The 25,784-nt window shown below is 58.6% G+C and carries 21 protein-coding genes; 8 read left to right on the top strand and 13 right to left on the bottom strand.

Annotated elements, in window-relative coordinates; genetic code table 11:
* Positions 1 to 9 precede the first annotated feature (9 nt).
* On the top strand, positions 10 to 1,497 hold the full coding sequence (amyA, locus tag ACQZ60_RS12275; RefSeq protein WP_448735340.1) for an alpha-amylase: 1,488 nt from the start codon (positions 10 to 12) through the stop codon (positions 1,495 to 1,497).
* A gap of 30 nt (positions 1,498 to 1,527) precedes the next feature.
* Here the strand turns inward: amyA and soxR are convergent, their stop codons facing one another.
* Both soxR and ACQZ60_RS12265 read right to left on the bottom strand, forming a co-directional pair.
* Positions 1,528 to 1,983 (bottom strand): redox-sensitive transcriptional activator SoxR, encoded by a 456-nt coding sequence (soxR, locus tag ACQZ60_RS12270; RefSeq protein ID WP_003519761.1) that lies wholly within the window; start codon positions 1,981 to 1,983, stop codon positions 1,528 to 1,530.
* A 160-nt stretch (positions 1,984 to 2,143) separates the two neighbouring features.
* Positions 2,144 to 4,252, bottom strand: coding sequence for a TonB-dependent receptor domain-containing protein (locus ACQZ60_RS12265; RefSeq protein WP_448735339.1), 2,109 nt, complete (start codon positions 4,250 to 4,252; stop codon positions 2,144 to 2,146).
* 147 nt (positions 4,253 to 4,399) lie between these two features.
* Between ACQZ60_RS12265 and ACQZ60_RS12260 the strand changes: the two genes are divergently transcribed.
* Positions 4,400 to 5,869 carry a glycosyl transferase family protein gene (locus ACQZ60_RS12260; RefSeq protein WP_269830096.1) on the top strand — a complete coding sequence of 490 codons (1,470 nt, stop codon included), beginning with the start codon at positions 4,400 to 4,402 and terminating at the stop codon, positions 5,867 to 5,869.
* 7 nt (positions 5,870 to 5,876) lie between these two features.
* On the opposite strand, the gene ACQZ60_RS12255 is transcribed toward ACQZ60_RS12260, so the two are convergent.
* The 6 genes from ACQZ60_RS12255 to repA form a co-directional block, all read right to left on the bottom strand.
* Positions 5,877 to 7,076, bottom strand: a complete 1,200-nt coding sequence (locus ACQZ60_RS12255) for a low temperature requirement protein A (protein ID WP_035260549.1) — start codon at positions 7,074 to 7,076, stop codon at positions 5,877 to 5,879.
* Between the two features lie 46 nt (positions 7,077 to 7,122).
* Positions 7,123 to 7,407 carry a hypothetical protein gene (locus ACQZ60_RS12250; RefSeq protein WP_035260558.1) on the bottom strand — a complete coding sequence of 95 codons (285 nt, stop codon included), beginning with the start codon at positions 7,405 to 7,407 and terminating at the stop codon, positions 7,123 to 7,125.
* 67 nt (positions 7,408 to 7,474) lie between these two features.
* Complete coding sequence (locus ACQZ60_RS12245) at positions 7,475 to 7,687, bottom strand: hypothetical protein (protein WP_035260560.1); 213 nt, start codon at positions 7,685 to 7,687, stop codon at positions 7,475 to 7,477.
* 456 nt (positions 7,688 to 8,143) lie between these two features.
* Positions 8,144 to 9,421, bottom strand: a complete 1,278-nt coding sequence (repC, locus tag ACQZ60_RS12240; protein WP_080707229.1) for a plasmid replication protein RepC — start codon at positions 9,419 to 9,421, stop codon at positions 8,144 to 8,146.
* A gap of 185 nt (positions 9,422 to 9,606) precedes the next feature.
* The gene (gene repB / locus ACQZ60_RS12235) at positions 9,607 to 10,620 is read right to left on the bottom strand and encodes a plasmid partitioning protein RepB (RefSeq protein WP_035260553.1); all 1,014 of its coding nucleotides are present in this window, start codon (positions 10,618 to 10,620) and stop codon (positions 9,607 to 9,609) included.
* Positions 10,617 to 11,831, bottom strand: coding sequence for a plasmid partitioning protein RepA (gene repA / locus ACQZ60_RS12230; protein WP_026363408.1), 1,215 nt, complete (start codon positions 11,829 to 11,831; stop codon positions 10,617 to 10,619). Before repA ends, repB begins: the two co-directional genes overlap by 4 nt.
* Positions 11,832 to 12,265: 434 nt before the next feature.
* Between repA and ACQZ60_RS12225 the strand changes: the two genes are divergently transcribed.
* From ACQZ60_RS12225 to ACQZ60_RS12210, 4 genes are all read left to right on the top strand, one after another.
* Positions 12,266 to 13,651 (top strand): FAD/NAD(P)-binding protein, encoded by a 1,386-nt coding sequence (locus tag ACQZ60_RS12225; RefSeq protein WP_020809624.1) that lies wholly within the window; start codon positions 12,266 to 12,268, stop codon positions 13,649 to 13,651.
* A gap of 362 nt (positions 13,652 to 14,013) precedes the next feature.
* Positions 14,014 to 14,409 carry a RidA family protein gene (locus ACQZ60_RS12220; protein WP_448735338.1) on the top strand — a complete coding sequence of 132 codons (396 nt, stop codon included), beginning with the start codon at positions 14,014 to 14,016 and terminating at the stop codon, positions 14,407 to 14,409.
* Positions 14,410 to 14,440: 31 nt separating this feature from the next.
* Positions 14,441 to 15,529 carry a D-TA family PLP-dependent enzyme gene (locus ACQZ60_RS12215; protein WP_031233684.1) on the top strand — a complete coding sequence of 363 codons (1,089 nt, stop codon included), beginning with the start codon at positions 14,441 to 14,443 and terminating at the stop codon, positions 15,527 to 15,529.
* A gap of 71 nt (positions 15,530 to 15,600) precedes the next feature.
* Positions 15,601 to 17,079 carry a M81 family metallopeptidase gene (locus tag ACQZ60_RS12210; protein WP_020809627.1) on the top strand — a complete coding sequence of 493 codons (1,479 nt, stop codon included), beginning with the start codon at positions 15,601 to 15,603 and terminating at the stop codon, positions 17,077 to 17,079.
* Between the two features lie 57 nt (positions 17,080 to 17,136).
* On the opposite strand, the gene ACQZ60_RS12205 is transcribed toward ACQZ60_RS12210, so the two are convergent.
* The 5 genes from ACQZ60_RS12205 to hutI all read right to left on the bottom strand — a co-directional run bounded on the left by ACQZ60_RS12205 (position 17,137) and on the right by hutI (position 23,269).
* Positions 17,137 to 17,706, bottom strand: a complete 570-nt coding sequence (locus ACQZ60_RS12205; RefSeq protein WP_020809628.1) for a HutD/Ves family protein — start codon at positions 17,704 to 17,706, stop codon at positions 17,137 to 17,139.
* A gap of 63 nt (positions 17,707 to 17,769) precedes the next feature.
* On the bottom strand, positions 17,770 to 19,443 hold the full coding sequence (gene hutU, locus ACQZ60_RS12200) for a urocanate hydratase (RefSeq protein WP_020809629.1): 1,674 nt from the start codon (positions 19,441 to 19,443) through the stop codon (positions 17,770 to 17,772).
* An 11-nt stretch (positions 19,444 to 19,454) separates the two neighbouring features.
* Complete coding sequence (gene hutG / locus ACQZ60_RS12195; protein WP_020809630.1) at positions 19,455 to 20,258, bottom strand: N-formylglutamate deformylase; 804 nt, start codon at positions 20,256 to 20,258, stop codon at positions 19,455 to 19,457.
* A 210-nt stretch (positions 20,259 to 20,468) separates the two neighbouring features.
* Positions 20,469 to 22,013, bottom strand: coding sequence for a histidine ammonia-lyase (gene hutH, locus ACQZ60_RS12190; RefSeq protein WP_020809631.1), 1,545 nt, complete (start codon positions 22,011 to 22,013; stop codon positions 20,469 to 20,471).
* Positions 22,010 to 23,269: an imidazolonepropionase gene (hutI, locus tag ACQZ60_RS12185; RefSeq protein ID WP_448735337.1), complete on the bottom strand. Its 1,260-nt coding sequence runs from the start codon at positions 23,267 to 23,269 to the stop codon at positions 22,010 to 22,012. The genes hutH and hutI overlap by 4 nt, the downstream gene beginning before the upstream one ends.
* A 114-nt stretch (positions 23,270 to 23,383) precedes the next feature.
* Between hutI and ACQZ60_RS12180 the strand changes: the two genes are divergently transcribed.
* Both ACQZ60_RS12180 and hutC read left to right on the top strand, forming a co-directional pair.
* Positions 23,384 to 24,730, top strand: a complete 1,347-nt coding sequence (locus ACQZ60_RS12180) for a formimidoylglutamate deiminase (protein WP_020809633.1) — start codon at positions 23,384 to 23,386, stop codon at positions 24,728 to 24,730.
* Between the two features lie 51 nt (positions 24,731 to 24,781).
* Positions 24,782 to 25,507: a histidine utilization repressor gene (gene hutC / locus ACQZ60_RS12175; RefSeq protein WP_020809634.1), complete on the top strand. Its 726-nt coding sequence runs from the start codon at positions 24,782 to 24,784 to the stop codon at positions 25,505 to 25,507.
* Positions 25,508 to 25,784: the final 277 nt, after the last annotated feature.

The raw sequence follows: 25,784 nt of genomic DNA, 5'->3' as shown, positions 1-25,784 counted from the left end.
GAGGGAAATATGGCCAGACGCACCTTGCTTCAGTTCTTCCATTGGTATTATCCGGACGGAGGGAAATTATGGAGCGAGGTGGCCGAAAAGGCCGAAAGCCTTGCGAAAATGGGCATCACCGATATCTGGCTGCCACCGGCCTATAAGGGTGCTGCCGGCGGTTATTCGGTAGGTTACGATACCTACGATCTTTTCGACCTCGGTGAATTCGACCAGAAGGGCACCGTCGCCACAAAATATGGCGATCGCGGCGCCCTTGAACATGCGGGCCGGACGCTGAAGGAAAACGGCATCCGCGTCATTCATGACGTGGTTCTCAATCATAAGATGGGTGCGGATGAGAAGGAAAAGGTGCAGGTTCGCCGCGTCAATCCCGAAGACCGTACCGAGATCAACGATGAAGACTTTCAGGCGCTGGCCTTTATCCGCTTCACCTTTCCCGGCCGCGGCGGCAAACACTCCAAATTCATCTGGGATCTGAAGTGCTTCAGCGGCGTCGACCACATCGAAGAGCCGACCGAAGACGGCATATTCCGTCTCGTCAATGAGTATGGCGATGGGGAATGGAATGAGGAAGTCGATGAAGAAAACGGCAATTTCGATTATCTGATGGGTGCCGATGTCGAGTTCAGGAACCGGGCGGTTTATGAGGAACTCAAATATTGGGGCCGCTGGCTCTCCGAGCAGGTGCAGGTGGATGGCTTCCGGCTGGATGCCGCCAAACATATTCCGGCCTGGTTCTTCCGCGACTGGGTCGGCCATATGCGCGAAACGGTCGATCCCGATCTTTTCGTCGTGGCGGAATATTGGCACCCCGATCTCGAGGCGCTGAAAAGCTATCTCGAACTCGTCGACAAGCAGCTGATGCTTTTCGATGTCGCGCTTCACCACAGCTTCCATGACGCCTCGAAACAGGGCGGCGATTTCGATATGCGCAGCATCTTCGATGGTTCGCTTGTCTCCGCCGTTCCAGACCATGCCGTCACGCTGGTCGACAATCACGATACGCAGCCGCTGCAATCGCTGGAAGCGCCGGTGGAACCCTGGTTCAAACCTCTTGCCTATGCGATCATCCTGCTGCGCGAAGAAGGTGTGCCCTGTGTCTTTTATCCCGATCTGTTCGGCACGAGCTATACCGACACCGGCAATGACGGCAACGAATATAAAATCGATATGCCCGCCATTGAATGCCTGCCGAAGCTCATCGAAGCCCGCAGCCGTTTCGCCAACGGAGCCCAGACGGATATTCTCGACGATGCAAGCTGCATCGCCTTTATTCGCCACGGCACTGCCGATGCGCCGGGCTGCGTGGTGGTGATGTCGAACGGCGAGCCGGCGGAAAAGCAGATCGATCTCGGTCCCGATCACGCCAGGGCGGTCTGGCATGACTTTCTCGGGCACCGTGAAGAACGGATTACCCTCGATGAGAGCGGCAAGGGCGTCTTTCCCACCAATGGCGGCAGCGTCAGCGTCTGGGTTGCCGCCGATTCCGAGTGAGGAACAACCGTTCCGGTTCGGAAATCCCGTTCATTCCGCAGAAACGAGGCGGCGCGGACCTGCGCCGTCATCGGCCAGAACATCGTTCGGATTGCGCAACGGACAATCATCCAGCGAAAGACACCCGCAACCGATACAGCCGGTAAGCTGATCGCGCAGCATGATCAGGCTGTTGATGCGAAGCTGCAGCATTTCCCGCCAGGATTGGGAAAACCTGCGCCAATCGGCCGTCGTCGCCACCCGATCCTGCGGCAGATCGGCCATCGCATCCCTGATGATGCTGAGCTGTATACCCGCCCGCTGCGCGATGCGGATGATGGCGATACGCCGCAGGACGGCGCGATGATAACGACGCTGGTTACCGGCGGTTCGCCAACCTTCGATCAGCCCCTTCGCCTCGTAAAAATGGATGGTGGACACAGCGATGCCGCTGCGGCGGGCAACCTCCCCAACCGTCAGGCTGTGCTTGAATACGGTATTTTCCATTCTGGCTCCTGCTTCCGTAACGATTTCCGCTCGGAAAACGCGGAAACATAGTGAAGAACAGCCGGTATAATTCCTCAACCATAGTTGAGGTCAATAGGCGATAGCCCAAAAAAAGAGGCGCCCAAGGGCGCCTCCAAATTTCGTGAATGTTGGCCACGGATCAGAATTTCGCTGTCATGCTGATCCAGAAACGGCGGCCTTCCATGACGGTGTTGAAATCGTCAGTGCCAACATCCTTGTCGAAGACATTATAAATGGCGGCATTGAGATCGACATTTTCGGCGACCGCATATTTCGCGCCGATATCCAGCGTGGTGTAGGCGTCATATTTACGCCCGGCCTTGCCATTGATCGTCACAGGCGTGCCATTGGTGCCGATGCGCGGGCCGGCGTTGATTTCCGATCCGTGGTAATTCAGCGAGGCCCAGGCTTCCAGACCGTCGATTGGGGTTACCCAGTCACCGCGCAGATTGGCCATATGTTCCGGCGTGCGCGCCAGCGGGAAGCCTTCATAGTCGCCGGTTTTCTGTTCGGAATGGGTATAGGTATAGTTGCCGCGCAGCGTCAGGTCCGGCGTCGCATACCATGTCGCCGTCAGTTCCACACCCTGAATGACCGCATCGTCGATGTTGTAATTATACCAGAGACGATAGTTGCGGTCTTCGCTCCAGCGAGCAGGCGTTCCATCCGGATTGAGCACCAGCGCATTGGAAATCTTGTCCTTGAAATCGGTGTAGAAATAGGTGGCGCCGAGAGCGACGTCGCCATTGTCCCAAAGCGCGGCCACTTCATAGCTCGTACTCTTTTCCGCTTCGAGGTTGGGATCGCCGATGATCACGCCGCAGGTGCCGCTCGGGCCATAGGTGCAACCGCCACCACCCGTCGTATAGGCATAACCCGGTGCGATCTGGCGGATTTCCGGGGCGCGGAAACCGGTAGAGATGCCGCCCTTGATGGTCAGTTCCTCGGTCGCGCTCCAGACGCCATAAAGGCGCGGGCTGAAATGATTGCCGTATTTCTCGTGATTATCGAGACGAAGACCGCCCGTCAGCGCGAAATTATCGACAATGCGCCATTCATCCTCAAGGAAGAGCGCCCATTGCGTCGCCGAAAATGTCTCGTCGCGGCCGGTGCGGCGTCCCGGGTTCTGGTCCGTCAGCCGCGCCTCGAAATATTGTCCGCCAGTGACCAGCGTGTGGTTGCCGAGCAATTCGAACGGCGTGGTGAACTTGCCATCGAGAACGGTGTTGCGCACTTCCGGCGAGCGCGGGTTTTCTGTCACGCGGCCGGTGCGAATATTTCTGGTGAAGTTGGTGCGCTCCGCCCATTCCTGCTGGAACGAAAATTCGGATGTGGTCGGCCCCCAGCGGCCGGTATGCGACAAAGACCAATGGTCGCGCGTATTGGTATTGTAGGTGCCGTTGGCGTCCGTCGCCGCCAGCGTGTCGCCGGGCTCGGCGCTGCGGCGCAGCCGCGTCTTGCCGCCTTCGAGATAGATGTCGTGATCTTCGTTCGGCGTAAACGTCAGACGACCGTTGAAATCATATTCCTTGGCGCCCGTGGTGCCGCTCAAAATACGGTCTTCGCCGCGTGTGAAACCCCTGCCCCAGAGCTGCAGACCGAGCTGGTCCTTCAGGATCGGTCCGTTGGCGTACCAGGAGACCTGGCCGCTATTGCCGAATTTGGAATGCTGTTGAACCGTGCCCTCGGTGGTGACGGAACCTGACCAGACATCGCCGACCTTGCGGGTGATGATGTTGATGACACCGCCCATGGCATCCGAACCGTAAAGCGAGGACATCGGCCCGCGCACCACTTCGATACGCTCGATCGCCGAAACCGGCGGCACGAAACTCTGTTCGAAGCCGGAATTGCCGTTGGTGCGGGCATCGCGCGTACTCTGCCGCTTGCCGTCAACCAGAACCAGCGTGTAAGCGCCGGGCAGACCGCGAATGAAAATATCCTTTTCATTGGCAATGCCGGTGACGGATACGCCCTGAACTTCCCGCAGGGCATCGGTCAGGTCGCGATAGGATCCCTTTTCCAGATCTTCCCGCGTCACAACCGTGATGCTGGCCGGAGCGTCCTTCACATTCTGCTCGAAACCGGATGCGGTGACGACGATCTGCTGAAGAACCGTGTTCCCCTCAGACGCCTGCTGCGCAAAAACGGGCAGAGCAATGCTGAGAGCCGTTCCCGCCATTGCTGCCGAAAGACCGGCCTTTATTATCGTCGCGGCCATATCTCGACCGCGGTACTTCAATTCCATGTTACGCCCCCGCATTTAACTTGAGAATTTAACCCCACTTATTTAGGAGGGAGTGCGGGCGCAACGCGTTTGTTTTCGAACAGTTCTAAATTCCAGAAATTGCAAAAAGGGCTCCCCGGACAAGCGGCGGAGTAAAAAAATCGCAAGATGACAACCGGCAAGAGAAAAGATGAACCAGCCTCCACGACAAAACCCGACAGGCTTGGGCAGCTGAAACTACTTGTCGCTTTCGATGCGTTGTTGCGGGAAGGCAGCGTCAGCCGCGCGGCGGCGGGCATGGGACTGCCGACATCTTCCATGAGCCGGATATTGCAGCAGCTGCGCGAAAGATACGGCGACCAGCTTTTTCTGCGCACCGGTCAGGGCCTGCGTCCCACCCCCTTTGCCGAAAACATGCGGCTGCGCATTCGTTCGCTGGCGGCGGAGGCCGAGAACCTGATCGACTATTCGCAGGAAAAACCCGCCGCCCCGGCCAACGCCAGTGCAAGCGGCTGGGAGCGGCCTGTGCTGATGAAGGCGCCGCCGCTTTCGCTTCGCCCCAGCGTTCTTCTGGAAGGTCAGCCGACACCGGAAAACATCGCCGACCGTCTCGCGCGTATCGGCCACAATGCCGATCCGCAGCAGAGGCTTGCCAAATATATTGCAACCTCGGCGATGGGCATCGGCAACAGCCGCCCGCTCAGCCAGGTGGAAGCGATGGATGCGCTCTCGATCATTCTCGATGGCGACGCCGACCCTATACAGATAGGCGCGCTGCTCGCCACCATGCATTATCGCGGCGTGACCGCGGCGGAGCTTGCCGGTTTCATCGAAGCCATGTGGCGACATATAGAGAGGAACCAGCAAGGGCCTGCATCGGCGGATCTCGACTGGCCCGCTTATATGTCGCCGAAACATCGCGATGCGCCATGGTTCCTCCATTCCGCCCGTCTTGTCGCCATGGCGGGGTACAGCGTTCTGCTGCACGGGCATGTGGGGCAGGGAGAAAACGGCGGCAAGCTTGAACTTGCAGCACAGGCCTGCGGCATCCCCCTTTGCCACTCGCTTTCGCAGGCGGCGAAAGCCACAGCCTCGGAACGCATCGCCTACCTGCCGATCGGTGGTCTGTCCCTGCAGTTTCAAAGCCTTCTCGGCCTGTACGGCATTCTGGAGATGCGCCTGCCGCTCAACACGGTCGTGCATCTTCTCAATCCGCTTCGCGCCAGAAGCACGATCATCGGCGTCGCCCGCCCGTCCTATCAGGAACTTCATCGGGACACGGCGCGGCTGCTTTCGGTGGAAAACCTCGCCATTCTCGGCAATACGCGGGATTTCGCGCAATTCACGCCGTTTCGCAGCACCCGGATTTTCGGTCTTTCGAAGGGCAGGGATGTAGAATTCATCGTTCCCGCACGCGAAACGCCGCCCGCCGAAATGCCGACCATGTTCACAACCTTCGAATATTGGCGGGCGGTCTGGACGGGTGCCGCAAGGGACGAAAGGGCAGAAACCATTATCATCTCCACGACCGCCATCGCGCTGATGCTGGTCAACGATATGGCTCTGCCCTTCGAGGAAGCCTATGCCCGCAGCCTTCGGCTCTGGAACGACAGGGCGCGCAATCTCGTCAACGCCTGATCAAGGGTCAGGCATTGGCGACCGCCCTTTTCAGCGCCAGATATTCCCAAAGGGCGACAAGCAGAAGAATTGCCGTGCTCGCCAGTTGCAGCACGAAAAGGGGAACACCCGGCACCGGCAAAAGCAGGCAGAGCGCCGCCACGCCGGCAAAGTGCGACACCGGTCGCTGATAGGCGACGGCGATCTTGACGCCGATATTGCCGGCCAGAAACAGGACCGGACCGCCGAGAATGGCGAGCGCCTCGCGCATCGTTGCGCCTTCTCGCGCATGGGAGAGGCTGAAATCCTCACCCACCGCCGTCAGGATGATACCGGCCACGATAGGCAGATGCCCGTAGTTAAAAAGATTATGGGCGATCTTCGCTTTTTCTTCGGCATTCTCGGCTTTTCTCGAAGCCTCCTCCTGTCCGTGATGGAAATAAATCCACCACATCGCCACGGTACTGACGAAAGCGGAGCAGAAGACGATGAATGTCAGGCCCGAATTCATATATTCGGTGGCCGTGCGTCCCGTGGTCAGGATCGTTTCGCCAAGGCAGATGATGACGAAAAGCGCACATCGCTCCGCCAGATGCTCACCGGAAAGATGCAGCCTGTCCTCGTCGCTCGAGGCTACGCCCGGCACGACATAACGGCAGGCGGGGCCGGCATATTCGATTGCAAGTGCGATGCCCCACAGGAGAATGCGATCCGCCAGATCGACGAGCCCACCGGCCAGCCAGAACAGGCTCGATACCACGAGCCAGATCGTCACGCGCACGAAGACCAGAAAAGACTGCCGGTCTTCACCCCTGAACGCATAGAGGGCGAACAGGCTTCGGCCGACCTGCATCACGCTGTAGATCAGGGCGAAAACAAGGCCCTGTTCCGCAAAAGCCTCCGGCAGCGCGATGGCCAGCAGAACGCCGCCGAACATCAGTACAAACAGCAGAATCCTGACCGGCTCCTTTTCCGTGTTCAGCAGGTTTGTGATCCAGGTGGTGTGTATCCATAGCCACCAGAGCGACAATATCAGGATGCCGGCCTCAATCGCCGCCGTCGGCCCAAAATCCTTGGCGAGCGCGTGGGAGAGCTGGATCAGCGCGAAAACAAAGACCAGATCGAAGAATAATTCGGGGAAACTGGCCTTGCCGGCGTCCTGGCCCTCCTGCCTTATCCAGCTTTCCGCATCCGCTTTGCGTCCTTGAAGCTCACCCCCGGTTCTCATTCCACCTCCGCCGCAATATTTCGACCGGTCTTCTCACCATGCCCCCTCACCGTTGCGACAAAGCCTCTTCGCTGCCCGATGCAACCGGGTTCGACCTTCGGCCGGGAAACTCCAGCGCCCGCGCACTGTCGGGATAAAAGCGCGGCCCAATCAGACGGACTTTCTTCCCAGACACGTCGGTAATGTAGTTCGGGGTCGCGGCCTCTGGCGAAAGTGGAATGCTGTCGGCACTGGAAACCGCAAGCGTGCTGACCTCGAGAGGCTGGGCAATTGCCGGCAGGCTCGTCATCGCGGCGAGTGCGGCTGAGAGAAGAAATGATCTTGGAAACATGGGACGCATACCTGGCACAATTATCTGCGCCATAAACAGCCCTCGCCCGCTTTGGTTCCGCCGCTCGTCAGCTATCCCCATCAAGATAGGAGCTATATTGAACATAGTCCGCGCTCGGTTGCCCACCGACGATCTCCGGCGGCCGCCCTTCGCCACCGGGCAGATGGCCAGTGTTTTCGAGTTCCGCCCTCAGGAGCTTTTCGATAGCCCTTTCCCGGGGCAAGGCGTTATCCGCCATGTAGAGGGCGACGGCCAGTTCCATGTCATCCGGAAAATTCATCAGCTCAGCCATCCGTTCCAGCAATCAAGCGCAAACGCAGGACCTTGCAGAAAGTTCAACTTCGTCGCCTCGGCGCAAAGTTTCGTCAGTTCACCGTCCAGTCACTTCCGATGGATCCCGGTTCTGTGGTGCTCGGGCATGCACTTCTATTCAGTACCACACGCCTGTTTTGCCAGGTGCTCCGCGCATACAGATTGCGCTTTTCCGCTCTTCTCGTCGCAATTTCGACGAAAAACACCCTCGACTCAAGCGATTGAAACCAATCACGGAAAAACGCAAACGAAAGCTAAACAGAACTTAGTTTTCATTACCTTGCACTAACCATAGAAATCCACCGGCTGCACTGTTGCTACAGCAGCCTCATGCGAATCTCTTTCTACTTGCGGAAACGGCGTTAATGTAACTTCCGTCTGCTTTTTCCGCAAGCGATGACCATTTCCCGAGGCCCATGTGAACTCATGAAAGCATGTTCGCCTCCATGGTGTCCTTGCGCCCTCGCAACTGCGCCAGAAGCATAGTCTGCACATCGAAGCCGCCTTCCTGCGCCTTACGGGTCAGATTACGCAGATATCCGCCGAGCGAGCTTATCTGGTCCGCTTTCTGCAAAAGGCATGCGAGAATGGCTGCCGTTCCCTGTCGGCCGAATGTGACAAGCGCATCCTGATACGCCGACTGGCTGATGTTGAACATGGTTTTGATAACAGATGTCGCCACTTCGAGATCGCGCCATCCGGTAACCGCTCCGCCTGGGGCATAGAGCGAGATATCCGGGCAAGCCTTCAAAACCAAAACAATATCAGGAACAAAAAATTGCTTATGAAGAACAGGCTTTGCTGACTGCGGTGGAGCTTTTGCACTGACGGGTGCCACATATGCCGGCTGGGTGCTTGCCGTGCTGGCAGGTGCAACGGTTACCGGTTCGCGCAAATCTTGCCGTTCAGATATGGATTCGGATTCTGAATTCTTTATGAGGCGCTCATTTTGGCAGTCATTGCCGCCCATTTTTTCCGATTTTTCAATATTTTCCAGATAGTTGGTCACTTCTGCGCGCAAAGAGGCCAAAAATCCGGCGATTTCCCGAAGCTCAGCAGGCTTGGAATTGCGGCCGAGAGAGCCGGCAATGGCATTGTAGCGGGTCTGAAACCCTTCGAAGGTTTCGACTTCACCGCTCGCGGCAATCATCTCGCAGAGTTTCTGGATATCGCGGCGGCAAAGGCTGATATTTTCACGAAGCCGCTGAAGATCGAGCCGCTCGCTGACGATGCGTTCGGCCAGTTCCTCGATTTCCGCTTTGCGGGCAAGAAGCGGCGCCAGCGAAAAACCGTAAGCCTCGCTGATTTCCCCTCCCCTATGCTTGCGGGCGTATCGTTTTCCGTTCGGGCTGTCCTTGCGAATGATGAGACCGGCTTCGACAAGAGCCGAGAGATGCCGGCGCAATGTCTGCTCGGCCATGCCATGGGCCCTGAGTGACAATTGCGTATTCGACGGGAAGACGACCAATCCGGCTTCGCTGGAAAGCTCGTTTTTCGGATAAAAACTCAAAAGCGCGTTCAGGACCGCAAGCGAGCGATCAGTTACGCCGAGCAATGGCCTGGCTTCGCAGACCGAACGATAGAGTTTCCATTTATCGACCGCTTCGACTTTCTTGTTTTTCTGGGTGGCGAACTGGGTCGCGAGGACGCCAAACGACATCGCTCGCCGCCCAAAGGGCGTCGTTACACATGTGCTGTCCATGTCTTTCACCTTTCACAAGGCAAAAGAAAATCGCTCACCGAAAAATTCGATGCCAAGACTCTTGACTATGATTCGCGGAAATGAGATTCTTCGGGTGCTTAAATCAAAGAAAGGCTTCCGCGCGGCAACGTTCGGGGGCTTTTTTCTTTTGTGATGCGTCTCCTGTTAGTCGTTCGAGTTAAAAATCACTGCTTGGACCGGTATTCGGCAAACAGCGTCTGAAGATGTTCGAGAACGAACTCGGCAAATTCCGGGGCTTCGTTCTTGTCGATAGAGATATCCAGCTTGCGGTCGCTCTCGACCACCTTTGCCAGCCGGCCGCCGGTTTGCGATGACCAGACGCCGGTTTTTTTCGCCTGCGCCTTGGGCTTCAGAAAATCCAGAAGCGACTTGAAACGTTCTTCCGATGGCAGGGCGGCAACCGATGCATCCTTGACATAGGCGCGGGCTGCTTCCTTGACCTGCGAGGAGGAAAGCTGATCGGCAAGATCCATCCAGTTACGACGGCCGACAGTCGGAGCCGGGCCAATCAGATCGACCAGATCTTCGGGAATGCGGCCGACAACCGAAAGCATGTTGGAGAGATCGCCCTTGTGCAGCGACATGGCGGCCATGATCGTATCCCGAGGAAACCGCATCTGCAGTTTCTGGGCAAAACGTGCCTTTTCGATATAGGTGAGGTCGCGACGCTCGTTGTTTTCCTGTCCCTGGGCAACGACGAGCTGCTCATCGCTGAGATCGCGAACGACAGCCTTGACCGGAATACCGAGGCTGGAAACGGCGCGCAGGCGGCGATGGCCGAAGGCGACCTGATAACGGCCGGGGAATTCGGGATGCGGGCGCACCAGAATGGGAACCTGCTGGCCCTGTTCACGAATGGCCTCTACCAGGCCAGCATCCGCCTCTTCAGAGGCTGGCATACGATCCGGTATGAAAGAGGGATCGATATCGGCAGGGCTGAGCGAAACGATCGTAAGACCTTCCGCGAGCTGCTTTTCGATCTCTTCTGCGCGCTTGGCGCGTTCCGATACTTCATTGAGCGACTGGCCGATCATGCCGACCGGGGAATTCAGAACATCCGTTACGAGTCCCGGAGAACCGAGGATAGGCCGGATACGCGGACGCGACCGCTCGGTGGCAGTCTCGTTGCTGTCGGTGCCCGGCGTACCGAGATTGGCGAAGATCTGTTTTCTGCTCATGCTGCCCTACCCCACGCTTTTTTAATCAGTCCTTCGATTTCAGCGTTTACGTTGTTCATGGCCTCCAGCGCGCGGTCATAGGTGGACCGGGTGAACTGGGTTCTTTCCACTTCGAAAAGTGTCTGGTTGGTCAGTCCGGCATCCGAGACGGCCGTACTCTTCAGCATCGGGTGGATGAGGACGTTTTCACCGAAAATTGAGCGCAGGAACGCGACCATCTGGTTTTGCGGTCCATCGCTCGGTTCAAAACGGGTGATCAGGTAACGCATCCAGTTATAGTCGGAACGCGCTCCCGCCCTGCCGATTTCAGCGAGAAGATCGCCGGTCATGGCAAGGAACTGGTTCATCGACATCACATCAAGCATTTGCGGATGAACGGTGACGAGAACCGATGTGGCGGCCGTCAGCGCCGAAAGCGTCAGGTAACCAAGCTGCGGCGGGCAATCGATCACCACAACGTCATAAAAGTTCTGCGCCTGGGCTATCGCCTGGCCGATGCGGGCAAAAAACAACGTATCGCCCGGCGCGCGACGCATCAGGGCGCGGGGCGTGTCGTGTTCGAATTCCATAAGCTCCAGATTGCCCGGAACGATATGGAGATTGGGAATATAGGTGCCACGAACGATCTCGGCGATCGGCCGGCGTTCATCGTCGTAACGGATCGCGCCATAAAGCGTTTCATTCGGACCGACATCGATCTCCGGCTGATGACCGAAAAGAGCGGACAGACTGGCCTGCGGATCGAGATCGATGGCAAGTACCCGGTAACCGCGCAGCGCCAGATATTGCGCCAGATGCGCCGATGTCGTGGTTTTTCCCGAGCCGCCCTTGAAGTTCATGACCGCGATGACCTGCAACTCTTCGCCGTCACGGCGATGCGGCAGATAGCGGCGTGTGCCACGCGCGCCCTGATCGAGGAATTTTCTGATTTCGTCCATATCCTCGACGGAATAGGAACGACGACCGGAAGCCTGCGCCGCGTCGAGCTCCGGACGCTCGGCGGCGATCTGGCGAAGATAGGCTTCGCCGATGCCGATCAACCGTGCTGTTTCCGCCGGCGAAAAATGGCGCATGCTCTTTTCGGTGTGCGGGGAAAATGTATTTGCATTATGAGCCTGCAATTGGGCTGACAACGCAGCCGAATGCTGTTGTATAAGACTCGTCAGGTCGGGTGCTCCTGCGGCACGTCTTAAGTCGGCACTCTGTGTCATCGGTCTTCTTTCGCTCGAAATTGCAGTAGCGGTTTTTTTCGAAAAAGGCGGTTTTTTCCGCAACTGAGATATAAGCGCCGATTCTCTTTTTGGCGCAATAGGCTTTTTTCTCAGGTTGAAAAGTGCCGCTAAAGCATTGTGGAAGAATCACATTTGCTTTTTGTGACGGTTTGACGGTTAGCCGCGGCTAACTTCTCGTTGTCGATCATAATGAAGGGCGTTGTCGCGTCTTTTGGTGCCCCGAATATCCGCCCTGTGCGGAAGTTTGCCGCGGCTAACTTTTGGGTTTGATCCCCTATGCCTCCGCTAATCCCGGCACCAGAAAGTGAAGGGTAGACATTCGCATCTGTTTAATCTCTACTCGTTGACTAGAGTATCGTTGGGTTCGACACCCGTCGTCTGGCTGTTCAAGCTGTCGCAGGTTGGAGGAATGAATGTCCTATGATGTCGCTCTCGTCGGGTCGGGTTTTTCGGCCATCTGTACCGCCGCCCATCTTTTATCGTCCCTGCCGGCGGAAGCCTCTATCGCTATCGTCGGCGATGAGTCGGATTTTGGGCGCGGCACCGCCTATCGTACGGAACTGCCTTATCATCGTCTGAATGTGCCGGCCGGGCGAATGAGTGTCTTCCCTGACAGGCCTGATGACTTTGTCGACTGGTTGGCGGAAAACGGGATCGCGGACAATCCCCTGCTGTTCGCCTCGCGCGGTGACTATGGTCTTTATCTTCGCGACAGACTGGCCGGCCTGCTTAGAAGCAGGGAGCAACGGGCCCGAGTAGACTTCGTTCGGGCCAAGGCTTCGGCCTGTCGGCCGGATGGTGCAGGCGGATTTTCTTTTACACTGGAAAATGGTGAGCAGCTGCGCGCGCAGAATGTCGTTCTGTGTCTGGGTGTTGGCGCTGCGAGTTTGCCGGTGCAAACTGTCGCAAAGGAAGAAGAGGGCCCGCAACGTATCATTGGCCACTGCTGGCAGCCGGGATGGTTGTCCAAAATTAAAGCCGGGGATCGCATCTGTATTCTGGGGTCGGGCCTGACGATGATCGATCAGGTTTTGACTCTGAGGGGAAAAGGACATCAAGGGCCAATCCATGTCCTGTCCCGTCGTGGTCTGGTGCCGCATCCGCATGTCAGCCCGCCGTCATCGCCCGTGGAGCCGAATTTACCTGAAGACTCGATGGAGATTAGCCGGTTGCTGCACTCTCTGCGCAGGCAGGTGCGCGATGGGGCGCCGTGGCGCACCGTCATGGATGGTTTGCGGCCGCAAACTCAGTCGCTTTGGCAACGTCTTACACCTGCGCAACGCAGCCGGTTTCTTCGGCATGCCTTGCCGTGGTGGAACATCCATCGGCACCGTATCGCGCCTGAAGTGTCTGGTGCTTTCGGGAAGTTGCTTTCAGATGGTGTTCTTGAAATTCATGCGGGTTACCTTCGTTCCATAGAAGAAGGAGAGGAGGGGATCGCCGTGCGTTACCGCCGCAGGCATACGCAGATATTGAAGGAACTGCAGGTCGATTGGGTCGTCAATTGTACGGGGATGGAGCGGGCCGGCATCGGCCATTCGCGGCTTCTTGAAACGATGCGCGGCGATGGCGTTATTTTACTCGATCCCTTCGGGCTCGGGGTGGAAGTCGATGGCCAGTCCCGTTTGCTTCGGACGGACGGACGAAGCTGGCCCGGTCTTTTCGCCGCCGGTGCGCTGACGGCGGGCCGCTTCTGGGAAATTACCGCTGTTCCGGATATTCGCGTGCAGGCGCAGAAGATCGCGCAAGAGATCACGGGCAGAGTGACAGCGAGCGATCGGGTTTCCGCACGGGGGTGAGCTGGTTGAAGGACCGGCCGAAGCGAGACGTGTACAGTACCTCTCCTAAGAGGTTAGCCGCGGCAAACTTGTTCTCTGAATAATGTGCTGGAAATTCCATGGATGCCGAATTTGGCGAGTGGAATGCAGCGCGAATGCCGACGGGAACCGCATGATAAGCGTGCTGTTCCTCCGTGAATCATGGCATATGCCGACCATAAGCCGTACATTTCCCAATAATCATCAGCGGTAAGCATGGCGGCGGATTTCGCACGTAATGTGCGCGATTGCTAAATAATTTACATTGCTTATGGAAATGCGCCATGAAATCGGCTACAAATCGCGAAAATTTCTGAAATTATGAAAATAATTTGCGAGGATTCATGCAAAAGCCGAAAATGATACGTTATGAGGCGGCGGACAATCAGGCTGGTGGACAGCGGCGACCATTTGCCAAGGCCGTCCGGGCCGGCGATTTCGTTTATGTGTCCGGGCAGGTGCCGACCGTCGATGGCGAGGTGGTGACCGGCGGAATCGTGGCGCAGACCGAGCAGGTGGTTGCGAATATCAAGGATGTTCTGGCGCTTGCCGATTGTACGCTTGCGGATGTGGTCAAGGTCAATGTCTGGCTGGACGATGCCCGGGATTTTTCGAGCTTCAACGCTGTCTTCCAGAAATATTTCATCGATCATCCGCCGGCACGCTCCACCGTGCAATCTCCGTTGATGGTCGATGCCAAGGTGGAAATGGACGTTATCGCCTATAAGCCGCTGGCCTGAAGCCCAATTTGCCGATGTTTGAGAGTAGATGATGACCTATCCCTGGCCTGATGCGGGCACACCCCTCAATGCGATTTCGACGCCGATGCCTGTCATCGACGAGGACAGGCTCGCCGCCAATATCCTCAGGGCGCAATCCTATCTGAATGATCACGGCAAGGCCTTTCGGCCGCATATCAAGACGCACAAGATACCCGCTGTCGCAAAGCAGCAGCTTCAGGCCGGCGCTATCGGCATTAATTGCCAGAAAGTCAGTGAGGCGGAGGTTTTTGCGGATGCCGGTTTCGACGACATTCTGATCACCTATAATATTCTCGGTGCAGCAAAGCTGTCGCGGCTGAAAGCGCTGAATGCGCGCATCGGTCGGTTGAGCGTGGTTGCCGATAGCGCGGTCACGATTGCCGGTCTTGCCGATACATTCGATGCGGCGAGGCCGCTTGCCGTACTGGTCGAATGCGACACGGGCGGCAAGCGCTGCGGTGTGCAGACGCCGGAAGCGGCGCTGGCGCTTGCGGAAAAGATCGCGGCGGCACCGGGCCTCACATTCAAGGGCATTTTGACCTATCCGGCACCGGGCGGAGCCGCGACGGTGGAAAACTTCCTTCGCGAGACCATGGCATTGCTGGCGGCAAAGGGCATGGATTGCCCGGTGCGATCCAGCGGCGGTTCTCCGGATTTTTACGCCGCGCATCTCGTTCCTTCCGCCACCGAACATCGGGCCGGCACCTATGTCTATAATGATCGCGCGATGCTGCGCGCCGGACATTGCACGGCGGGCGATCTCGCCATGCATGTTCTTGCCACCGTCGTATCGCGACCGACAGCCGATCGGGCTGTGCTGGATTGCGGTTCCAAGGCCCTAACCTCGGATCTTCTGGGTTTCAGCGATTACGGGCTGCTCGAAGGCTACGAAGGTGCGAAAATCATCTCGCTTTCGGAAGAACACGCCGTTGTCGATCTATCCGGCTGCGCCTCGGGCCGGCCTGAAATCGGCGATGTGGTCAAGGTCGTTCCGAACCACACCTGCGTCGTCAGCAATCTTTTCGACAGGATGGTTTTCCATCGAAACGGCGTTGTAACGCGGGTTGAGCAGGTCGCGGCGCGCGGTACGGTCTGGTAAAATTACCCGGCTAATTAAATTCTGAAATAAAGCTGCCGAAGGGCAGACTGCGGTAACGAGAATCTAGAGACATGCGCATCTTCACGGCGTCACTCGCCACCGAAACCAACACGTTTTCACCCGTCCCGACGGATATGGACGCCTTTCGCGCGGCTTTTTATGCCGGGCCGGGGGAGCATCCCGAAACGCCGACGCTCTGCTCGTCGCCAGTGCCGATCTTGCGCCGTCGCGGTAAGGCGGAAGGGTTCACGGTAATAGAGGGAACTTCCTGTTGGGCGGAACCGGCGGGCCTCATCCAGCGCCAGACCTATGAAACGCTGCGGGACACCATTCTTGCCGAACTCAGTGCCGCCCTGCCGGTCGATGCCGTGGTGCTCGGTCTGCACGGCGCGATGGTGGCGCAGGGTTATGACGATCCGGAGGGGGATTTCCTGTCACGCGTCCGCGCATTGGTTGGACCGGATGTACTGGTCGCGGCGGAATTCGATCCGCACAGCCATCTGACTGCGCTTCGGGTCAAAAATCTCGATATTATGGCGACGTTTCTGGAGTTTCCGCATACGGACTTCGAAGAGCGCGGCGAGCATGTGGTGGAAATGGCGCTGCGCACGCTTCGGGGGGAGATCAAGCCAGTCATCTCCACTTTCGATTGCCGCATGATCACCATTTATCCCACCAGCCGCGAGCCGATGCGCTCTTACGTCGACCGGCTGAAGGCGATGGAAGGTAAGGATGGCATCCTGTCGATTTCCGTCATTCACGGTTTCATGGCGGGCGATGTGCCGGATATGGGAACGCGCATCGTTGTCGTGACCGATAATGACAGGGCAAAGGGCGATGCGTTGGCCGAAAAGCTCGGCCATGAGCTTTACGCCATGCGCAAGCTGACCGCCATGCCGATGCTCGATACGGAATCCGGTCTCGACCAGGTTCTTGCCATTCGCAGCAACAATCCAGACAGGCCGGTCGTCGTATCGGATATCTGGGACAATCCGGGCGGCGGTGTCGCCGGTGACGCCACCCATATTCTGCGGCGCATGGTGGAGCGCGGCATGGACAACATCGCCGTCGCGACGATCTGGGACCCGATTGCGGTGTCTTTCTGTCACGCGGCGGGCGAGGGGGCCGAGATCGATCTGCGCATCGGCGGCAAATCCAGCCCGGAAGGCGGCGAGCCGCTCGATTTCCGCATAAAGGTGATGCGCACGGCCGAGGCCGGCTGGCAGAGTTTCCGCAACAGCCGCGTAACGCTCGGCCGCGCCGCTGTCGTTCGGCCGCTGGGTACGCAGATCGATATCATCCTCATCACCAGCCGTACGCAAACTTATGAGCCGGATATCTTTTCCAATCTCGGCGTCGATTTCGCAAAAAAAGACGTGCTGCTGGTCAAGTCCACCAACCATTTCCATGCGGGGTTTGCGCCGGTCGCCTCCGAGATCGTTTATATCGCGGCCCCGACGTCTTATCCGACCGATCCGGCGAAAACGCCCTATCGCAAGGCGAGCCTTGAGCTTTGGCCACGGGTGGCCGATCCGCTGGGCCTGGACTGAGGCGGAAGCGGTTTGAGCATTATCTGGACGGAACTTGTGAAGCCTTTTCCGGAGGCTTCAGAGACGCTCGAGGGTGATCAGGAAAAACGTGCTTTCGCTTCGATCTCCTTCGACGGTGAACGGTAAACCGCCTTCGATCAGCAGACCGTCCAGCTTCCCCAATCGGTCCTTGCCTTCACCGGTTAAAATCGTCAGCGGGTCGAGTGCCAGCACAAGCGTCGTGTTTCCGGCGGCTTTTCCCGAAAACGGGCCGGAATGCCTTTTAACGACATGACGAAAGCGCGAGCGGCGGGTCATGACGTTCAAATCGGTGATCGCGCCATCGGGCAGGGTCGCATTCACGGGAACATCGGCCGGAAAGGGCAGGGGTGGGCTTTCCATTGTCAGCAACAGCGGATCGCCCGCCGCAATTGCCAGCGCCATGCCGTTTCCCTCAAGAATAGAGAGGGTGCGGTCTATGCCGGGGAAGATCGAAAACGGCCCGTCGCTCGCCACCGTCGCCATGCTGATGCGCCAGTCGAAATTCTCGACGGAAGACGCGGGTGGAAAGATGGCGATTTCCACCGTCTCGCCGCCGCCGTTTTTCCAGGGCATTCGCTTGTAGTCGCTTGCGCGCAGCAGGGTCATGGTTTTCCACTTTTGAGAGGGATCGGCCGGAAAGAGGTGTTTCTCTTTCCGGCCGAAAGAGGATCAATTGCCGAGAATGCCGGGCAGGCGCAGGCCCTGTTCCTTTGCGCATTCCACGGCGATGTCGTAACCGGCATCGGCATGGCGCATGACGCCGGTTGCCGGGTCATTCCATAGCACGCGTTCCAGCCGGCGAGCGGCATCGTCGGTGCCATCGGCGCAGATGACCATGCCGGAATGCTGCGAGAAGCCCATGCCGACGCCGCCGCCGTGGTGCAACGACACCCAGGTCGCGCCGGATGCGGTGTTGAGCAGCGCATTGAGAAGCGGCCAGTCGGAAACGGCGTCCGAGCCATCCTTCATGGCCTCGGTCTCGCGGTTGGGCGAGGCGACGGAGCCGGAATCCAGATGGTCGCGTCCGATGACGATCGGCGCCTTCAGCTCACCGTTCCTGACCATTTCGTTGAAGGCGAGGCCGAGACGGTGGCGGTCGCCAAGGCCGACCCAGCAAATACGCGCCGGCAGGCCCTGGAACGCGATGCGCTCGCGCGCCATGTCCAGCCAGTTATGCAGGTGCTTGTTGTCAGGCAGCAGTTCCTTCACCTTGGCGTCGGTCTTGTAGATGTCTTCCGGATCGCCGGAAAGGGCCGCCCAGCGGAACGGACCGATGCCGCGGCAAAATAGCGGGCGGATATAGGCCGGTACGAAGCCCGGAAAGGCGAAGGCGTTTTCCAGGCCCTCATCCTTGGCGACCTGGCGGATATTATTGCCGTAATCGAGCGTCGGAACGCCGGCGTTCCAGAAATCGACCATGGCCTGCACATGCACCTTCATGGAGGCGCGAGCGGCAGCCGCAACGGCCTTCGGGTCGCTTTCCTGCTTGGCGCGCCATTCGGCAACGGTCCATCCGGCCGGAAGGTAACCATGGACGGGATCGTGCGCCGAGGTCTGGTCAGTAACGATATCGGGACGAACGCCGCGACGGACGAGTTCCGGGAAGATTTCCGCCGCATTGCCGATCAGGCCGACGGATTTCGCCTCGCCCGCCTTGGTCCATTGGTCGATCAGCGCCAGCGCCTCATCGAGCGTATGCGCCTTCGCATCGACATAACGGGTGCGCAGGCGGAAATCGACGCGGGTTTCATCGCATTCGACGGCGAGGCAGCAGGCGCCGGCCATGACGGCGGCGAGCGGCTGTGCGCCGCCCATGCCGCCGAGACCGCCGGTGAGAATCCACTTGCCCTTCAGGTTGCCGTCATAATGCTGGCGGCCGGCCTCGACAAAGGTTTCATAGGTGCCCTGTACGATACCCTGCGTGCCGATATAGATCCACGAACCGGCCGTCATCTGGCCGTACATGGCAAGGCCCTTCTTATCCAGCTCGTTGAAATGATCCCAGTTCGCCCAGTGCGGCACGAGGTTGGAATTGGCGATCAGCACGCGCGGCGCGTCCTTGTGGGTGCGGAACACGCCGACCGGCTTGCCAGACTGCACGATGAGGGTTTCATCCTCGTTCAGATCCTTCAGCGTCGCGACGATACGGTCGAAATCGTCCCAGGTGCGGGCGGCGCGGCCGATACCGCCATAAACCACCAGCTCATGCGGGCGCTCGGCCACGTCAGGGTCGAGATTGTTCATCAGCATGCGCAGCGGCGCTTCCGTCATCCAGCTTTTGGCATTGAGGTCAGTGCCCTGCGGCGAGCGGACATCGCGAATATTGTGGCGTGGATTGTTCATGTGTTTTCCCCTTATCGTTTCGTGTCGAGCGCAAATTTTTCCATGCGCGTGAGAATGGTTTTGAGATGGGAGCGAAGCCGTTCGGCCTTGCCCGTGTCATAGGCAAAAGGCGGCGTCTCGCTTTGAAGATGGGTGGATTGCGCCAGCTCCATCTGAATGGCGTGCACGTCGCTCTGCGGTTTTCCGTAATGGCGCGTCGTCCAGCCGCCCTTGAAACGACTGTTCAGAATGCTGTCGTAACCCTCCGCTGCGGCGGTCACCTCGACGGCGATTTTTTCGATGGCCGGATCGCAGGTCTTGCCCATATCCGTGCCGATGTTGAAATCCGGCAGCTTGCCTTCGAACAGGAAGGGAATATGCGAACGGATAGAATGGCAATCATAGAGAATGGCGATGCCGTGGATGGATTTGACCCGCTCGATTTCCGCCGCAAGGGCCGCGTGATAGGGCGCGTGGAAGTTTTCCAGACGGTACGCAATATCGTCCGCTGCGGGTTCCTGTCCTTCATTCCAGATCGGCTCGCCGTCGAAATCGGTCTCCGGAACAAGCCCGGTTGTGTTCTGGCCCGGATAAAGGCTGACCCCGGCCGGGTCGCGGTTGGCGTCGATCACATAACGGTGGAAGGTCGCCCTTACGGTTGTCGCATTCTCAAGAAGGCCGGCATAGAGCTCATGGATATGCCAGTCCGTATCGGCGAGAATCTTGCCGTTATCGTTGAGACGATCCCAAATCTCAGCCGGAACATCCGTGCCGGTGTGAGGTAGTCCGAGGATGATGGGCGAGGCGCCCTGGTGAAGCGTGAAGGGTCTGTTCATCGATCGGCCTCTTCTGCCGTGGGGTTACCCCCCTCTGCCCTGCCGGGCATCTCCCCCTCAAGGGGGGAGATCGGCAAGCGGCGAATACCTTGCGCCACAATATCTGGGAACGAGCGGGTGCGGCATCTGATCTCCCCCCTTGAGGGGGAGATGCCCGGCAGGGCAGAGGGGGGTAACCCCATGGCAGTGGAGGATAAAGTACTCATCATCTCAAACCTCCAGCTTCGGCAGAATGCCGTCTGAAATTGCCGCGACCAGCGCGCCGGAGGCAATCAATTCCGACGCAGCCTTCAGGTCCGGCGCCATATAGCGGTCTTCCTCCAGCGAAGGGACCGCCGCGCGCAATGCCGCGATTACCTTTTGCAGTTCGGGGCTGGTTTTCAACGGCCCACGCAGTTCCACGCCCTGTACGGCCGAAAGCGCCTCGATGCCGAGAATGGCGAAAAGATTGTCCGTCATCGGCAGCAGGCGGCGCGCGCCATGGCAGGCCATGGAGACATGGTCTTCCTGATTGGCGGAGGTCGGTGTGGAATCCACCGAGGCTGGATGCGCCATCTGCTTGTTCTCGCTCATCAGCGCGGCGGAGGTGACTTCGGCGATCATCAGGCCGGAATTCAGCCCGGGCTTTTTGGAAAGAAAGGCCGGCAGACCATAGGAGAGGGCCGGATCGACCAGCAGCGCCACGCGGCGCTGGGCGATTGCGCCGATCTCGCAAATGGCGAGCGCCGTCTGGTCGGCGGCAAAGGCCACCGGTTCGGCGTGGAAATTGCCGCCGGAGACGACGGAATTGTCTGAAAGCACCAGCGGATTGTCGGTCACGGCATTGGCTTCGATTTCCAGCGTGCGGGCCACCTGCCGCAGAAGATCGAGGCAGGCGCCATCCACCTGCGGCTGGCAACGAATGCAATAGGGATCCTGCACCCGCTCATCGCCCTCGATATGGCTGACGCGGATTTCCGAACCTTCCAGCAGATTACGAAGCGCCGCTCCCGCGTCGATCTGGCCCTTATGGCCGCGCAGGCTGTGAATATCGGGATGGAAAGGTGCGGAAGACCCCATGGCGGCATCTGTGGAAAGCGCACCGGTAATCAGCGCCGCCTGCGCCGCGCGATGGGCGCGGAAAAGACCGGCGAGCGCCAGCGCCGTCGAAGTCTGCGTGCCGTTGATCAGCGCCAGCCCCTCCTTGGCGGCAAGCACCACCGGGGTCAGTCCGGCTTTCGCAAGCGCTTCGCCGGCCGGCAGAAGCGCGCCCGCATAAAAGGCCTCGCCTTCGCCCATCATCACCGCCGCCATATGGGCAAGCGGCGCGAGATCGCCGGAAGCCCCAACCGAACCCTTTTCGGGAATGACGGGGATGACGCCCTTCTCCAGCATGGCTTCGATCAGCCGCACAAGCTGCAGCCGCACGCCGGATGCGCCGCGACCGAGCGAAACCAGCTTCAGCGCCATGATCAGCCGCACGACATTTTCAGGAAGCGGTGCGCCGACCCCGCAGCAATGCGACAGGATGAGATTGCGCTGCAGCGTCGCCACATCCGCCGCGTCGATCTTGATGGAAGCGAGCTTGCCGAAACCGGTATTGATGCCATAGACCGGCGCATTGCCGGCAGCGATCTCGGCGATGCGGGCCGCCGCCTTTTCAATGCCTTTATCGAAGCTGCGGTCGAGTTTGGCGCTGCCGTTCTCCCAGTATATCTCGGCGAGATCGGCTAAGGTCACATTGCCGGGGTGAAGCGTGATGGTCTTCATGGTCATTGGCAAACCTTCTGTCCCTTAAAAATGCGGGCGTGGAGCGGATTGAAACCGATGCGGTAGACGAGTTCTGCCGGACGCTCGATGTCCCAGATGGCGAAATCAGCGGATTTTCCAGCCTCCAGCGTGCCGGTTTCGCTAAGCAGGCCGAGCGCCTTTGCCGCGTTGCGTGTCGTCGCCGTCAGGCACTCTTCCACGGTCATGCGGAAAAGCGTTGCGCCCATATTCATGGTCAGCAGCAGGGAGGTGAGCGGCGAAGTGCCGGGGTTGCAGTCCGTTGCCAGCGCAATGTCGGCTCCGGCATCGCGCAGGGCCTGCACCGGCGGCAGTTGTTTTTCCCTGAGCGCGTAGAAGGCGCCGGGAAGAAGCACGGCCACGGTTCCTGCTTTCGCCAGCGCCGTCGCACCGGCCTCATCAAGATATTCCAGATGATCGGCCGAAAGGGCGTTATAGGATGCCGCAAGCTCGGAACCGCCAAGGTTGGAAAGCTGCTCGGCATGCAGTTTGACCGGAAGGCCATACTGTTTTGCAGCCTTGAAAACGCGGTCGATCTCCTCGACGGAAAAGGCGATGCCTTCGCAAAAACCGTCAACCGCATCCGCCAGCCCTTCCGCATGGGCTTTTGCCAGCCCCGGCAGAACGACATCGCCAATATAATCAGCGTTGCGCCCCTTATAATCTGCAGGTGTCGCATGCGCGGCGAGATAGCTGGTGATGATGCGCACCGGCCGCAATGTCTCGAGCCTGCGGGCGACGCGCAGCATTTTCAGCTCGGTTTCAATATCGAGACCGTAACCGGATTTGATTTCAACCGTGGAAACGCCTTCGGAAAGAAGCGTGTCGAGACGCGGCAAAGCCTGCGCCACCAGAGCATCTTCCGAAAGCGCGCGCGTGTCGCGCACCGAAGAAACAATGCCGCCGCCCGCTTTGGCGATCTCTTCATAGGTCGCCCCATTCAGCCGCATCTCGAATTCCATGGCGCGGTTGCCGCCGAAGACAAGATGGGTGTGGCAGTCGATCAGGGCAGGGGTGATCCAGCGGCCGCCGCAATCGTTGGTCTCATCGGCCGCTGCCAGATCGGCGGGCAGATCGCTTTCAGGGCCGGTAAAGGCGATGCGGCCGTTACGCACGGCAATGACGGCGTTTTCGACGGTGCCGATGCCTTCCATGGCGGGATTGAAGGTTGCCAGCCGGGCGTTGCGCCACAAAGCCGTGGCGTTCCCCGTCGCCGTTCCGTTTGCAGATTTGTTCCCTGGCATTTGCTTTTCGCCTTTCCTTTGTGAGTTAAATGTATATACATAATAATCGGCTTGGCAAGCTGCAATTTCGTGTTTGAAATGGCCTTGCCGGACAGAACCAAAGGAGAGGGTGGCATGACGGCAATTCACGCGGGCGCAGCGCTTCTGGCGGATGGATGGGCGAAGGATGTTCGCATCGTCTGCGATGGCGGCGTCATCTTATCCGTGGAAACCGGCGTTTCCCCGCAACCGCAGGATGAGCGACACGCCGTCATCGTCCCGGCCATGCCCAATCTTCACAGCCACGCCTTTCAGCGCGCCATGGCCGGGCTTGCCGAAATCCGTGGTCCCGGCGATGACAGTTTCTGGAGCTGGCGCACCGTCATGTATAAATTCGCACTCTCCATGACGCCTGACCATGTCGAGGCCGTTGCTGCCCAGCTTTATATGGAAATGCTCGAGGCTGGTTTCGGGCGGGTTGGAGAATTTCACTATCTGCATAATGACAGGGATGGCTCGCATTACGGCAATATCGCCGAAATGGCCGAACGTATCGGCGCGGCCGCCTCGCAGACGGGCATCGGCCTCACATTGCTGCCGGTCTTTTACGCCCATTCCGGTTTCGGCGGCCAGGCGCCAATCGACGGGCAGAAGCGCTTCATCCATTCGCTCGACAGTTACGGAAAGCTGATGCAGGGCGCGCAGGCCGTGGTGGACAGGCTGCCGGGCGCCACCCTCGGCATAGCGCCGCACAGCCTGCGCGCGGTGACCGGCGACGAGCTGGCAGCCATCGAGCCGCTGGCAAAAGGCGGGCCGATCCATATTCATGTGGCGGAACAGACGAAAGAAGTGGAAGATTCGCTCGCCTTTTCCGGTGCGAGGCCGGTGGAATGGCTGCTTGAAAACGCGCCGGTCGATGGCCGCTGGTGCCTTATCCATGCGACACACATGACGGAAACCGAAACGCGCGGCATGGCAAAAAGCGGCGCTGTTGCCGGTCTCTGCCCGATCACGGAAGCCAATCTCGGCGACGGCATCTTCCCGGCTCCGGCTTTTCTCGCTGAAAACGGCCACTATGGCGTCGGATCCGATTCCAACATTCTGATTTCCGTGCCGGAAGAATTGCGAACGCTCGAATATTCGCAACGTCTCTCGCATCGGGCACGCAATGTCATCGCCGATGCCGGCCATTCCACGGGAGAAAAACTCTTCCGGCAGGCGCTCGAAGGCGGCGGCAGGGCTCTGGCGTCGCGAAACGGTCTGGAAAGTGGAAAAAGCGCCGATTTCGTCGCTCTTGGTGTTTCGGCCGTTTCTTATCTTCCGATATCCCAGATTCTCGATCAGTGGATATTCGCGGGCGGCGTTTCTGTCGATTCCGTTTGGGTGCGCGGCAAAAAGCGCGTGCAGGCCGGCCGGCATATCCATCGCCGCGAAATATCCGATCGTTTCAACAAGGTCATGGCTGAACTTCTCGATAGCTGATATGGGCTCGGCGGAAACAGGAAAAAGCCAGCGGGGAAAGGCATTGCGGACGTGACGAAAGCAGCAGCCGGGCAGACCCTGCACCAGCGTATCCTCAGTGAGATCGAGGGGCGGATCGTTTCGGGAGAATGGCCGCCGGGTCATCGGTTGCCTTTCGAGGTCGACCTCGCCGATCAATATCATTGTTCGCGCATGACCGTGAACAAGGTCATGGGCCAGCTCGCCAAGGCTGGTTTGATCGAACGCCGCAAGAAATCCGGCAGTTTCGTTCGCCAGCCGCAGATCCAGTCCGCCGTTCTTCAAATTCACGATATCGGGGCCGAAGTCGAATCCCTTGGCCTCGACTATGGCTTCAAAATCCTGGAGCGCGAAAGGCGCAGCGCGAAAAGCGCGGATCGTGAGCGGCTCGACGTTTCCGTCGGGACACCCTTGCTCGACATTCTCTGCATCCATTTTGCCAGTGCGCGCGAGTTCTGTGTCGAACAGCGCCTCATCAATCTGACGGCCGTGCCGGAAGCGGCTGAAACCGACTTTACCGAAATTGCGCCAGGCCCCTGGCTGCTCGGCCATGTTCCCTGGAGCACTGCCGAACACCGGATCAGCGCCGAAACACCGTCGAAAGAGATCGTGCGCCTGCTCGGCATTTCCGACAGGCAGGCGTGTCTTGTGGTGGAGCGCCGCACCTGGAGCAATTCGGGCGCTGTCACCTATGTACGCTTCACCTATCCCGGCAATGCGCATGCGCTGGTCGCCCGCTTCAGCCCGTCTTCCGACTGATATCCGCAAGGCCTTCGCCCCTGTTATTGCGATACTAAGGCCCTATATAGGGGAAGGCCCATCAAGCTTGGCAGTCACGGACGGGAAAACCGTTAAAAGTCGTTAATCTATACGATAATTTTCAAATTCCCTTTTACAATCAGTTACCTATCACATTTCTGATTTTTTTTGATATTGCTGTGTTGACTTGTTTGGTTGGGTGGATTTATAAGTCCGCTCACTGAACGAGGGCGGCGGCGCTGCTGGCGACGGCGACTTTCGTTCTTAAGAAATCAAG

The organism is Agrobacterium sp. 22-223-1 (assembly GCF_053522385.1).
Note: the sequence above shows the minus strand (reverse complement) of the source record. Positions and strands in the feature narration are given on the sequence as shown.